General features: G+C 43.1%; 10 protein-coding genes. 7 read left to right on the plus strand and 3 right to left on the minus strand.

Translation table 11 applies throughout. The features are described 5' to 3' along the window. Positions 1–375: 375 nt before the first annotated feature. Positions 376–1,125 (plus strand): acetoacetyl-CoA reductase, encoded by a 750-nt coding sequence (gene phbB / locus ACMXYV_RS03835; protein WP_415890452.1) that lies wholly within the window; start codon positions 376–378, stop codon positions 1,123–1,125. 61 nt (positions 1,126–1,186) lie between these two features. Here phbB and ACMXYV_RS03840 read toward each other — a convergent pair whose 3' ends face one another. Both ACMXYV_RS03840 and ACMXYV_RS03845 read right to left on the minus strand, forming a co-directional pair. Then, entirely contained in the window at positions 1,187–4,021 is a 2,835-nt protein-coding gene (locus tag ACMXYV_RS03840) for a DUF349 domain-containing protein (RefSeq protein WP_415890453.1), read from the minus strand. 288 nt (positions 4,022–4,309) lie between these two features. Beyond that, positions 4,310–4,735, minus strand: a complete 426-nt coding sequence (locus tag ACMXYV_RS03845) for a YchJ family protein (RefSeq protein WP_415887140.1) — start codon at positions 4,733–4,735, stop codon at positions 4,310–4,312. Between the two features lie 125 nt (positions 4,736–4,860). Between ACMXYV_RS03845 and sbcB the strand changes: the two genes are divergently transcribed. Both sbcB and ACMXYV_RS03855 read left to right on the plus strand, forming a co-directional pair. After that, complete coding sequence (sbcB, locus tag ACMXYV_RS03850; RefSeq protein WP_415890454.1) at positions 4,861–6,327, plus strand: exodeoxyribonuclease I; 1,467 nt, start codon at positions 4,861–4,863, stop codon at positions 6,325–6,327. Beyond that, positions 6,317–6,820 carry a hypothetical protein gene (locus ACMXYV_RS03855; RefSeq protein ID WP_415890455.1) on the plus strand — a complete coding sequence of 168 codons (504 nt, stop codon included), beginning with the start codon at positions 6,317–6,319 and terminating at the stop codon, positions 6,818–6,820. The genes sbcB and ACMXYV_RS03855 overlap by 11 nt, the downstream gene beginning before the upstream one ends. A gap of 25 nt (positions 6,821–6,845) precedes the next feature. Here ACMXYV_RS03855 and ACMXYV_RS03860 read toward each other — a convergent pair whose 3' ends face one another. Next, positions 6,846–9,680: an insulinase family protein gene (locus tag ACMXYV_RS03860; protein ID WP_415890456.1), complete on the minus strand. Its 2,835-nt coding sequence runs from the start codon at positions 9,678–9,680 to the stop codon at positions 6,846–6,848. A gap of 97 nt (positions 9,681–9,777) precedes the next feature. Between ACMXYV_RS03860 and ACMXYV_RS03865 the strand changes: the two genes are divergently transcribed. Genes ACMXYV_RS03865 through ACMXYV_RS03880 form a run of 4 tightly spaced genes read left to right on the plus strand, consistent with a single transcriptional unit; the run spans position 9,778 to position 13,745 of the window. Further along, positions 9,778–10,215, plus strand: coding sequence for a DUF6394 family protein (locus tag ACMXYV_RS03865; protein WP_415883675.1), 438 nt, complete (start codon positions 9,778–9,780; stop codon positions 10,213–10,215). Positions 10,216–10,235: 20 nt separating this feature from the next. Next, positions 10,236–11,930, plus strand: a complete 1,695-nt coding sequence (locus ACMXYV_RS03870) for an NAD-binding protein (protein WP_415890457.1) — start codon at positions 10,236–10,238, stop codon at positions 11,928–11,930. A gap of 17 nt (positions 11,931–11,947) precedes the next feature. After that, on the plus strand, positions 11,948–12,835 hold the full coding sequence (locus tag ACMXYV_RS03875) for a DMT family transporter (protein WP_415890458.1): 888 nt from the start codon (positions 11,948–11,950) through the stop codon (positions 12,833–12,835). A 16-nt stretch (positions 12,836–12,851) separates the two neighbouring features. Next, positions 12,852–13,745, plus strand: a complete 894-nt coding sequence (locus ACMXYV_RS03880; RefSeq protein ID WP_415890459.1) for a Tim44 domain-containing protein — start codon at positions 12,852–12,854, stop codon at positions 13,743–13,745. The last annotated feature ends 40 nt before the right edge of the window (positions 13,746–13,785 follow it).

Raw genomic sequence — 13,785 nt, forward strand, 5'->3', positions numbered from 1 at the left:
TCCCATCACTAATCTAAACTGTGTTCTTAACTTACTGAAAATAATCTCTTTATTTCGGTTTTTTTATTCCTGATGTTTTTTGTTCTATACATGTTTTTTGCCGTTATAGATTAAATTGTGAATATTATTGTTGCGTTGCGTCAGCTTCCTCAGATGTACTGGTTTGTCACTTTTATTTCATAGTATTGGATTATCCTTATTACTCTTCAACCAAAGTCATATTATTATCGTTGAAGAGATCGGATTATGATCGATATATAACCAACTTATGAAATACCTTATTTAAAGCCTCGAGCTGGTTGGTATTCTTAGTTTGGAAATGATGGACCATAAATAATTACTACAAAGCACAAATGCGTATAAAGGGGATGTAACATGGGTCAGAAAATTGCCCTAGTAACAGGTGGAACAGGTGGCTTAGGAACATCAATTTGCCGTGAATTGGTTGATGGTGGATTCCGAGTAGTTGCTGGTTACAACAGCGGTGGAGATCATTCAAAAGCTCAAGCTTGGCAAGCAGAGCAGAAAGCAGCAGGTTATGAAATCGATGTGGCTTACGGTGATGTGACTGATGCCGAGTCATGTGCACAGTGTATTGCTACAGTTGAAGAGCTGACGGGCGGTTCTGTTGATATTCTGGTAAATAACGCAGGTATCACACGCGATGGTCAGTTTAAAAAGATGAGTTGGGAGCAGTGGGATGAGGTGTTAACAGCTAACCTTGATTCTATGTTCCATATGACTCGTTTGGTTATCAATGGCATGATTGATAGCGGCTGGGGCCGTATCATCAATATCTCTTCCGTAAACGCTCAGAAAGGTCAGTTTGGTCAGTGTAACTATTCTGCAGCAAAAGCAGGTATTCATGGCTTCACTAAAGCCTTGGCTCAAGAGGTTGCTCGTAAAGGTGTGACGGTAAATACGGTGTCGCCTGGTTATATTAAAACGGCAATGGTGGCGAAGATCGCTCAAGAGATTCAAGATCAGATTTGTGCTGGTATCCCTGTCGGTCGTTTTGGTACGCCTGAAGAGATTGGTCACATGTGTACATTCTTGTGTGGCGAGCATTCTGGTTATATTACGGGTGCGGATATGTCGGTGAATGGCGGATTGCACATGTCATAAAGCTGAATAGCTTAGAAACAAAAAAAACCGCTTTTTAGCGGTTTTTTTGTTTCTACTCTGTTTACAGCAGTTGCTGTAGTCTTTCTTCGAAGCGTTCGTTGAATTCTTCGAAATGAGCGGCAAAAGGAATACCTAGCCACTCTTGTTCAAGCTGTTTGATCTCGCTGAGATTAAAACCCTGTTTTTGTTCAGCCAGTGCTTGTTGTAAGCGCTCCATTTGATATTCCATACGCAGCGCTTGATCTTCTGGTGGTGAAGGCTGAGATGTGGCGATCTCCAAACGAATACATAAATGACGCAAACGTTGTTCTTGGGTATTAATCATCTCATCCATTTGATCTGGATTAGAGATTAGAGATAGCAGAACGGCAAAACGCTGATCAATATCTGATGTATTAGAAGGCGATGCAGGTTCGTGTTCCCAAGCTTCTTGTAGTGAGTCTAAGCAGTCGCTTGTCGTCTCATCCAAAATAGCATGTTCAAGCTGTTCACAGATCTCTGCCTTACGTTGAATCGTTAGATATGGCTCAGACTCAAATTGTTTTAACTCGTGCTTTTGGCGTTGCACATAGTTAATGGCTTTTTCTATACGCTCAGATAGCGTTTCGTTCTCAACCGGAAGAAGCTGTTGCATAGAGGCAAGCAATTCTTGCAAATGATTGAGGCTGGCACCGGTTTCAATCAGCTGTTCAAGTTCAGTGCACTGCTTTTCTAAAGCATTACTGTTTTGTGCCTGAGAGCCGCATTCTTTCGGTGATGATTTATCAGCGAAATACATTTCAAAAACTTGACTGCAGTTTTCTCTGAATTGATTCCAAAGTTTTCTTTCCTGATTGCGTGGAGCAGGGCCAATTAGTTTCCAAGCCTTTTGAAGCTCTTTAACTTGCTCTGTAGCATCGTGCAGATTTGTTGCTTGCAGCAGTTGCTCTGTTTCAGTGATTAAACTTTGCTTTTCTTTGGCGTTCGCTTGTCGAATCTCTTTTAGTGGCGCATCTAGCTCTTTTAGTAATTGATCGAACTGAACTTGCAGTTTTTTACCTGGAGCGCGATCAACGGGAGAGTGGTTTCGCCATTCTGTTTTCGCTTGGTGAATCTGATGACTATAGTCTTTCCAGCTTTCGACTGTTTCTTCTTGAGGCTCTTGTAAGCTTTTTAGCTCTTCTAGGATCCGCTGGCGCTTTTCTAAATTGCTCTTACGGATATCTCGCTGCTGGGCAAAGTGCTGGTCACAAGGCGCATACGCAGCGTCAGAGGCTTTTTTGAAGCGTTTCCACAGCTGTTGAGAGTGAACAGAGTCGGTTGCATCTAGCAGTTTCCACTCTTTTTGGATTCTGCGAACTTGGGTCGCTAAATCTTGTACAGGAAGATTGGATTGGCTGAGCGCTTCCATCTCTTCACATAGGGATTCTTTTTTCGGTGCGACGGCATAAGCCTGCCAATCTCTAATCTCTTGTAGCTCGGCTCCAAGTGCTTTGATACGTTGTTCAAGCTCTGGCGTTAGGTTGCCGTTTAAGCGTTTGCTTAGCTGTTCCGCTTTTTTAATTTGTTTATCTGCTGAGCGTATTTCGCCAGATGAAATAGCAGATTTCAGGCCGTCTAAGACATCACTAAGTTCTTTTTGTAGCTGTAGTGCGTGATTATTATCGGCATCTAGACGTAACTTAGCGGTAGCTAACCCTTCTTCTAGTTGTGCTAGGGAAGTAGGCTTCTCTTGCAATTTAGGCCAGCTAAATTTGTTAATGAGTTGAGTTGCTTCTTGTGCGGCCTTGTTTAATGGCTCAATCTCAGATGAACCATTTAAAACTGTGCACAGAGCTTTGATTTTTTCTTCGGCTTCAAGCAGATGAAAATAAGAAACCAGTAAGTTTTTTAACTGAGCGGTGATTTTATCGAAACTAGACTGCTCATCTTTACTGCTGTATTGCTTCACTGCTGTCCAATCAGCACAAAGCGATTCCAAACGAGATTGGAATGTTTTTAGCTTTTCCTGATCTGCAGGTAATGAGGTGCTTTGTTCTTTAAGAATGCACACTTCAGAATAAACAGCGTGGCTTTGAGCTTTTTGCTTCTCAAGCTGAGCGGCTTTCTCTTGTTGAGCCTGCTGTTCTGCAGCATGCTTCTGGATCTGTTCAGAACAAAGTTTTAGGTTTTCTTGGAAAAGCTCTTGTTGTTCTGCATTTGTCGAAGAGCTAAGTTTTTCCCAGTCCGCTTCAATAGCGGTCATCTTTGCGGAATACAGCGGGAAATATTCAGTTGCTGCAAGTTGTTGAAGAGAAGCTAATTGTTTCTGGATTGCGTCTTGTTGAGCCTGCTCTTGCTTTTGTCGTTCACGAATGACTTGAAGCTTTTCTTTCGTAACTTTAACGACGCCTTTATCTTTATTGCGCGCTGCCTTTTGGAGTTGCTCAAGAATATCTTCATTACTTATTTGTCCAGCCGCTAAGACGCGCAAACTAGCGCGTTGACTTTTCTCAGCAATAAGGACAAGGTCATGATCGTCAGTAACTTGAATGACGGCTTGCTCGCGAAGTTGTTCGTTTTGGCTATTCAGCGCAATGTGAGTCAGTAGGTCGCCATCAGTAATATAAGCTAGCGCCGAGCTTTTTTCTTCCTGAAGCGGTGTCTCTTCTTGGCTCAGTAGAATCTGGCTAATCCGATGTAGAGCTAATTGTTGGATATTGCTAGAACTGTCGTTCTGGCTGATCTGGATTAATAAGTTAAGGTCGGAGAGTTTTTCAGTAGCAGTTAAGCGTACTGTTTCATCCTCATCCTTCAGTGCTAGCTGCGATAGGATAGTTTGAGCATCGGCATCAGTTTCGCGAAGCTTTGTAATCGCTTTGATCCGTTTTTCGGGCTTGGCATGTTGCCAATTGGGCTTTAAAAATCTTGCTAGCATAGTGACCTGTACTTCTACGGCTACGCGTATATATGATGGAACGCGCTACCTTTAAGGGCCAATATTCTACCTGAGAATTCGGTGTCTGACAGCGTTGACATTAAGATAATGTGCTAGCAATGTGAGTTTTTTTGAGAGACTGTTACAAAAGGGAAGACAAACCCAGACCGTTAAACAGTTAACGGTTGTTGCTAAGTCTAAGAAATAGAAGGTCTTTGAGAAAGGGCGCAGATAAAAACAAACTTTGCTAACTGAGCCCTTTTCGACAGCTGAAAAAATACCTTCTAACTAAGTTCTAACTTCTACATCACCATCAACGTAGAACCAGAAACCATCATCTTTGCGGAAGTTCGATTTCTCATACAAAGTGCCACTTTGATCATCTGTTTCGAAATTGGCTTCGAACTCAACCATTCCCGTTTCGTCAGATCGGTTACCTTGATTGGTGTCTAAAATTGTTAGACCTGTCCAGTTAGTGTATTTAACTTGGTCAGCCAAAATTTCGGCATCGTCTTCGCCTCGGTTTTCCGGCGCAGTGGTATTGATTAGATAATCGATAGCACCCAGCGCGAATGCTGTGTAGCGGGATCGCATCAATGCTTCCGCTGTTGGTGCAGGTTTTTGCCCTTGTACGATAGGTTTACAGCAGTAATCAAAAGGTTTATTGGAACCACAGGGGCAAACTTTGTTCATTACATCCTGATTATGAGACATGGGTGAACCCTTAACATTGAAATGTTAATCTGAAATACAGAGCGTTCTATTGGCTATTCTTTTAATATATATAGCTAATACCCACATTATATCTATCAGATTTACCCTTTTGGCAAGGATAATTTATGGCAAATGCGCCTTTAACATTCTTTTGGCATGACTATGAAACTTTTGGCGCAGATCCAAAACGCGACTGGCCGGTCCAGTTTGCGGGTATTCGTACCGATGATCAGCTAAATATCATCGAAGAGCCGGTGATGTTCTATTGCAAACCAAGTGAGGATCAGCTCCCTCACCCGGAAGCGTGTCTGATTACAGGGATTACACCGCAAAAAGCGATAGAAGAGGGTGTGTGTGAAGCGGATTTCTTTGCACAGATTCATGAGCAACTTGCTCGCCCTGGCACATGTGGTGTGGGCTACAACAGTATTCGATTTGATGATGAAGTAACCCGATACGGTTTGTATCGTAACTTCTTTGATCCCTATTCCAGAGAGTGGCAAAACGGTTGTTCCCGTTGGGATATTATCGATATGTTGCGATTAACTCGATCCCTACGTCCTGAAGGGATTACTTGGCCTAAATATGAAGATGGCTCACCAAGTCTAAGGCTAGAAGATTTAACGGTAGCTAATGGTATCGACCATGGGCATGCCCATGATGCTTTATCAGATGTGTACGCCACGATTGAGATGGCGAAACTGGTTCGGGAAAAGCAGCCTAAGTTATTTAATTACGTGCTAAATAACCGTAATAAGCAATCCATTCAAATTCTCTTAGACCCACAAAGTCATAAGCCTGTGTTGCATGTTTCTTCTCGCTATCCGGTTGAGCATGGTAATGCTGCTATTGTGGCACCATTAGCGACACACCCTGTGAATAAAAATGGGGTGTTAGTGTGGGATCTGCGTGTGAATCCAGAACCTCTGATGCAATTGCCAGTCGAAGAGCTGAGACGCTTACTTTATACAAAACATTCAGAACTCACTGACGCAGACCCGAAAATTGCGTTAAAGCAGGTGCATATCAATAAGTGCCCGATCATAGCGCCTGCCGGCATGTTGAATACTGAGGAAGCGGCTCGTTTGCAGATTGATGGTGATGTTTGCCGAACGCATTTGCAGATGTTACGAAGTTTTACTGGTCTGTCGCAGAAAATTGCCGATATCTATAGTGAGAGCCCTTTTGAGGCGGAAAGCGATCCCGATATGATGCTATACAGTGGTGGTTTTTTTACGCCATCAGATCGTAAATCCATGGATCAAATTCGGCAAACGGGCCCTATGGAGTTAGCTGAGCTGGATCTACCATTCCAAGATCCTAGGCTCGAAGAGATGTTGCTACGCTATAAAGCGCGTAATTGCAGCTCTGTGTTAACCCAGGAGGAACAGATGCAATGGGAAGATTACCGTCGTCGTAAATTGTTAAAGGGCGAAGGTGGTCATTTGACTATGGATGCATTCTATCAGCGATTGAATGAGCTCTATGGTCAGCCTGAAATGGATGATAATAAACGTCACATTTTGGAAGAATTGGCTGTATACGCTGAGGCTATTTATCCTATGGAAGATGCTTTTGACGATGCTTACTAGATCGGCTGTTCTCGGTCTTTTCCTTTTTTCTTGCGCCATTAGTGCGGAGGAAGAGGTCGAACTGCCTATCGAATACGATATCACCTCACCTAAAGGCTATTACTATGGCACGGTAGATGGTGAAACGGCCTATAAAGATTGGCGAAGGGGTACCTTCGATAAAGAACGGATGAAAGAGGTCCAGCCTAAAGATCTGCCAAGTAATCTGCCTGAACCTGTCGTAATTCCTTATGTTCCGCCTCTAGTTAATGAAGTACCGGTAGGCAAACCGAAAAAACCACCATTAAAAGGTGAGGACAAGATCTTTGTTCAGATAGGTAAGGATGAGAAGAAAGCGCGATGCCTTATCTTAGGACAAGGCTGTGAAGAGTTGGTTGAGCCAGAAGTAAAAGATTCAGTCTATTTCCGACCGATAGAAGCACAAAAGCAAAAACAGTTGGAATTAGAACAAGAAAAAGCGAAAAAGCGCACGGCTATCAATCCTGATCAATAGCCATGCTCTTGTTCATCAAACCCTATCAGTTATCAGGAGTGAAAACGCCCTGATCTCTACGTTGCTTAAACACCTGAGTTAATTTCATCGGCTCAGTTGCAGGGCGTTCAAACTTCTTGCCTGTACTTAAAACCGTTAAACGGCGATCAAACAAACCCGCGTAGCGTTTGGATAGATCGTCTAAGGTTACTTTATCTACCGCTTCTGCTAGTTTTTGGCGCGTATCAAACTCTGTTTCACCCCAATCTAGTTCTCGCCAGAATCGCTTGGTACGACTGGATAGTTTTTTATCCTGTTTAGTGATTCTTGAAATAACACTACGTTTAAATTTGTTCAGCTCTTCCTGATTTAGTTGAGAAATCAAACTACTCGATTGCATTAAGAACTGATCAATTTCTTTTACCAGTGTTTTGCCGTCTGCCACAGGGGATTGCACGATAAATGCGATACCCGGTGTTTTGTGCATTTGCAGAGGCGTACCGAAGACGATGTAACCTAGCTGTTTTTCTGTGCGTAGCTGATTGTAGAAAGGCGCGGATAATATTTCGCTCAATACAGAGAATTCAGCTTTCTCTTTATTGCTGTTGTTATTGCCTTGTAGCAAAACAGAGATTGCCGAGTCATCATGATCAATCACTAACTTATCTGTCAGTTGCTGCTGGCGCGGTACTTGAACTACCTGAACAGGTGCTACCTCCGTAGCGCCTGATTGCCATAGGCTATCTTTGATTAGTGAAGCGACAGTTTCTGCATCTGCTGCGCTTAAATTACCATGTGTGAGTAGTTTAATATCCGGCGTTTCCTGCAATTTAGCTGCATAAGCGGCCAGATCTTTAACCGTTAGCTTTTCTGCTTCACTGCGCTCTTCTGCATTACTCCATTGAGGTAAAAGCAATTCATACAGACGGCTCGTCGTTTGATTGTACGGCTTATCATTTAGCTGGTTCGCTAAGTTATCTAGATATTTCTGCTTAAGGATCTCAAAACGTTCTTTTGGTAGATCCGGTTTATTGATAGCAGCGACTACATCTTTTGTTAGTAGATCTAATTTGTCGTTGTAACCAGATAAGCGAACCGTAAAGCCCTTCATATGTGGGTAAATATTCGTGCCTAGACCAGCTAGATAAGCATCGTAGAGTGTTTCATTGAGTTGCTCTTGCAGCATCTCAGTGAAGAGGCTATTCATTACCCAGTTTTTAGCGCTGGTATTGGCATATGGGGTTTGTAGTGTGAAATAGGCATTTGCTTTCGGTACATTAAAGCGGACATCGGTTAAATGCCAATGTTCGAAACCTTGTTTATCTTGGAGTAGATAAGGTGCTTGTTTAGTTTCGGCTGCTAGAAGATCTAAGTCTTGGGCAATAAATGGGTTAGTACTGCGAACAGTTAATTTCGGATCAATCGCTTTAGCGGCGAAGCTTTTCAGTGCTTCCTCGCTAAACTGAGAAACTTCAAAAGGTACTTTGTAGTCAGGTTCTGTTTGGTTGCCTTGAACATCACGCGCTTTAATGGTTACCAGCATATTCTCTGGTTTAATCTTATCCAGATATTGCTGAATCAGCTCAGGTTTAAACTCATTAAAGGTGTAGTTCGCAGAGATGACTTTCTCCGTTGGGAAAAATTGCATCTGTCTTGTTAAGCCGCTCACCATGTGGATGGGTTCTGATTGCTCTTGAAAGGTGAAACGGATGTTGCTCAGTTGTTTCTCTTCATCAAATAGCGCTTTTTGAATACCGCTCTGTTTTAGCAATTCAACATACTGGAATACCAATTGGATAACTTGCTGGTATTGCTCAAGGCCTTGTTCGGTTAGGCGCATGCTCACCATAAAGCTAGCTTGGTTATTCAAATCATGACCTTGCGAAGCAGAAAGGGATGTTGCCAAGCCTTTCTCTTTCAGTAGAGAAAGTAAGCTGCCTTTGCCTTCATAGCCGATCAGGTTGCTGATGTAATACAGCGGCTTGCTTTCCCAATGACTGCGAGTTTCAATAGTAGGGAAGGTTAGCGTAAGTGAGCGGATATCTTTTACGCTTTTGATCTTAACCAACTGCGGTAGTTGCTTCGGATTAAACAGAGAGGTTTTGGTTTCAAACGCTTTAGTATCGTAGTTTTTAACCGCGCTGAATTTCTCTCTTACCATCTGCTCTAATTGGTCTAGAGGCTCTCTACCTTGTACGGCAAGTGCCATCAGATTGGCAGAATAATAGCGTTGATAAAATTCGATTAACTCTTTACGAATTGGGCGCTCGGGAGTATTGGCTAGGGTTTCTAAACTACCCACGGCAAACCAGTTGTGGCTATTTTGCTGGTTCATTAAAGATTTTGTTACGGCATAGCTACGGCGGTAATCATCTTTAATCTTTGATTGATATTCTGAGTGAACAGCATGGCGCTCACGATCTACGTATTTTTCATCAAAGAGCGGCGCAATAAAGAACTGGGCAAAGCGATCTAAAGCAGGTTCTAAATTTTCAGCTGTGACATCAAAGAAATAGTTGGTGTTTTCCATCGATGTATAAGCGTTATGACCACCACCGTGAGAACGGATGAAACTCTGATATTCATCCGCTGCTGGGTATTTTTCGGTGCCTAGGAAGAGCATGTGTTCTAGATAATGAGCTAGACCCGCGCGATCTTTAGGGTTAGCGCTAGAGCCCACAGCTACATTCATCGAGGCAGCCGCTTTGTCACTTTTAGGGTTCGAGATCAATAAAACGCGCAGCTGATTATCTAAGGTTAGGCTGCGATACACATTTGGATCGTTGGGACTTTTTTCGACGTCTGCGAATACTGATGTGGATAAAACTGCAGACAATAGACCAGCAAAAACAACTAGCCGTGGCATGGAAAGAGTTAGCATAAAAATAAGCCTTAAATCGTAAAAACACCAAAATGTTATGTTGTGACAAAGCATAACGGTTAGGGTTCCTTAATCCAACTCAATGGAATTAGTAAGCGTGGGTGTTACAATCCAGATCTTCGTTAAAAAAGTTCAGGAGTTGAAGGAAGCGATGAACAAGGAAAAAGTGATTTTTGCGTTTTTTATTGTGTTGGCATTGACGCTCAACTTTGGCTTCTTTCTAGGGGATATAGAAAACCCAGCTCACCATAACGTTTACGAGTTTTTTGCTGCATTGGTTGTCAGCATGATCTGTACAGTTATTAAATTTGGTGACCGTACGCATCTAGGCGCACTGATGCTAGCCACCTCATTAGTTGCAGACCTGCAGCTAATCGTCGCTGCAGGGATTTGGGGTTACGCAGAGCAGATTAGCGGTATCGGAATGGACCCATCTAATATGTCCAGCGTTGTTTCTCTAAGTGCAGGCGCGCTCTTAGCCAATGTTATCTCGGTTATTTTGTTGGTAGTTGAAACTGCCATGCTGCGTCGATAAGCACTGAGCGATTATTCTTTATGAATAACGTTATCTATCTATTCTTACGGCGCTTAAGGGTGCCGTTAATTACTTTGATTGTTGTTTACTCCATCTCAGTACTTGGATTTGTACTTATACCTGGGGAGGATGATCAGGGTAATGTTTACCGAATGGATTTCTTCCATGCGGTTTATTTTGTGTCTTTTATGGGATCGACCATCGGCTTTGGTGAAATTCCTTATGAATTTACCTCTGCTCAGCGTATGTGGACGCTCTTGTGTATCTACGCCACGGTAATCGCTTGGTTATACGGCATAGGTACGACGCTGGCCTTGATACAAGAGCCTGTATTTGGGCGCATGATGCGTAGACGTTCCTTTACTGCAGATGTTCGGCAGATGAACGAACCTTTCTATCTGATCTGTGGCTACGGTGTGACGGGGAGTGTTGTTGTTCAACAGCTAGTACGACGTGACATTCGTGTGGTTGTAGTCGATATCAATCAAGACAAAATAGATGCGTTAGAGATGGATGAGTTACCTATCTCTGTTTCTGCACTCTGTGCAGATGCCTCACTCCCTGATGTCTTAGATGGAGCGGGTCTTCAGCATCCTAAATGTATAGGGGTGATGGCGTTAACGAATCAAGATCAGGTCAATCTGTCTATTGCGATTGCCAGTAAATTGCTTAACCCAGAGCGAATGGTGATCAGTCGTACCGAATCTGATATTACCTCCGCCAACCTAAACTCTTTTGGTACTGACCTAGTGGTGGATCCGTTCCGGACCTACGCTCAGTATCTTTCTTTGGCTGCTCATGCTCCGTATATGCATCTGGTGTATGACTGGATTCACAATCCATTCCATCGACCGCTGTCCAGCGTATATCAACGTACTAAAGGGCGTTGGATTATCTGTGGACATGGTCGCTTTGGTCGAGCTTTGTACCGGGATTTTGACGAAAGTGATGTCGAACTGACGGTTTTAGATATTGATGCCGAAAAAATAAAAGACCTTCCTCATCAAGTGACCGGTGTTGGCACGGAAGCGGTTACGTTAATGGAAGCGGGGATAATGGATGCGGTGGGTATCGTTGCGGGTACCAATAATGATGCAGATAACCTGTCTATCATGATGACCGCTCGAGAATTGAATCCTAAACTCCTGACTGTGGTTAGGCAAAACATCCACGCCAATAGCTTGGTTTTCAAAAATAGCCGTGCCGATTTTATTATGGAGCCGGGGCGTATTATCGCAAACCGTATCCTTGCACATGTTAAATCTCCGTTAGTGCCTATATTTATCGAAGAGATGCAGAATAAATTTGATGATGTATGGGCGCATACTTTGATTAATCGTATGAGTAGCGTTGTAGGGGACAGGGAGTTAGATAGCTGGGCTTATACCGTAGGTGAGAAAGAAACACCCGCTTTTATGGAAGCAAAGAGGCAGGGCTTCGATTTGACGCTCTCTTTATTCTTTAAAGATCCTCACAATCGTAAGAAAAATCTACATGCCTTTCCTCTGATGTTAAAGCGTGGGGATTTTATCGATATGTTGCCTGGCGAGTTAGATGAGCTACAAGAGGGCGATGAAGTCCTTATTTGTGGTTTAAATAAATCCAATCGCCGTATGCAATGGACTGTAAATAATTATAATGTCCTGCATTATATTATTACGGGCAATGATGCGAGTAACAGTCTACTTTCGCGTTTTTTGCAGAAGAATAAATAAGGCTTTCGAGGTCATATTTGGCTTATCTACTGTTGACGCTTACCACGCTTTTTTGGGCGGGTAACTTTGTTTTAGCGCGTGCTTTTTCTGTTGATATCCCTCCGATTACTCTAGCGTTGATTCGTTGGTCATTAGCGTTCGTTATTTTATTACCTTTTGCTATCCCAGCAATTTATAAGCATCGCGATGTGATTCGACAGTATTGGCCTAGGCTAATACTGTTCGGAGCCTTGAGTGTCGCAGGTTTCAATACCTTGGCTTATATCGGCTTGCAAACAACGACTGCTATGAATGGGACTTTGATGCAATCCTCAATGCCGATCATGATTCTCTGTATCAGCACAGTAGTGCTTCGTGAGTCGACGACAGTGCGGCAATGGTTAGGTGTATTGCTTTCGTTACTGGGTGTTTTAGCTTTGATCAGTAAAGGTGACCCTGAGGCTTTAATGTCGCTTAACTTCAATCGTGGCGACCTTTGGGTGCTACTCGCAATGTTTGTTTGGGCTTGTTATAGCTTGGCGTTGCGTTGGAAACCGAGAGAGATGAGTGGTTTTGCGTTCTTCTCGGTTTCTTTAACCGTAGGGGTGATTATTTTAGTACCTCTGTCGTTGTTGGAAACAGAGCGAGCTTTGCAGATTCACTGGGATATGGATCTGATATTACTGATCTCCTATTTAGCCATTTTCCCTTCTATCTTGGCGTACTTATTCTGGAATTATGGTGTTGAAAAGCTCGGTGCTCATAAAGCTGGATTATTTATTCACCAAGTGCCAATGTGGGGAATTATATTGTCGGTGATTTTCCTCGCAGAGCAGGTTCAGGCTTTTCATTTATGGGGTATCGCTTTAATATTCACAGGGATTTATCTCGCTGTAGTTGCCGGTACGGTTACCGGTAAAAGCTAGTTATTTAGGAGAAACAATGCGGACTTTTTTGGTTACTTTAATGGCGGTATTTTTGATTTCGCTTCCTATCGCTGAAACAGCTGAAGCTAAACGCTTCGGTGGTGGTTCTTCATTTGGTAAAAGCTTTTCTTCACCTAAAAAATCTAAGCCTGCTCAACAGCAGCAACAACAAAAGCAAGCTGATAAAACAACCAATGCAGCAACAGCACCTAAGAAAAGAGGTTTTGGTGGTTTGATGGCTGGTTTGTTGGCGGGTGGTATTTTTGGCGCGTTGCTATTCGGTGGGGCGTTTGAAGGTCTGCAGTTTATGGATCTGATTCTGATCGCTGCGGTGATCTTTATTGTTTACAAAATCTTCTCGATGCGAAAACAGGCGCAGCGTCCGGATTACGCTACTCAAGGTGGTCATGGGCAAGGCCAGCCTTATACACCAGAACAGCAGCCGCAGCCAATGCAGCGTGAAGCTCAAACTGAGAACGTGCAGGAGTTTAAACCTATGCCTGCTTACGACTCCGGTTGGGGTGACTCTGCTGAGATCGAGATTCCTTCTTGGTTCAATAAAGAAGCATTCTTGGAAGGTTCCCGTGAGCACTTTGTAAATCTGCAAAAGGCTTGGGATCGTTCGGACTGGGATGAAATTCGCACTTATACATCAGAAGAGTTGTTGAATGTCCTACAACAAGAGCGTGCTAAGTCACCTGCTGATCAGGCAACAGAAGTTGTATCGGTCATGTCTGAGCTAGCTAACTTCATCACTCAAGAAGATGAGGTAATTGTGAGCATTAACTTCTACGGTTGGTTGAAAGAGAATGCCTCTGAAGCGACTGAGTTTAATGAAACGTGGCACTTGGCACGTGATATGACTAAAGAAAATGCAGATTGGTTTATCGTGGGTATCGAGCAAAACTAAGCTGATATCTCACCATTAAAAAAGCCAAAGCATATTGCTT

Source organism: Neptuniibacter sp. SY11_33, from assembly GCF_047778025.1.
Classification (GTDB): domain Bacteria; phylum Pseudomonadota; class Gammaproteobacteria; order Pseudomonadales; family Balneatricaceae; genus Neptuniibacter.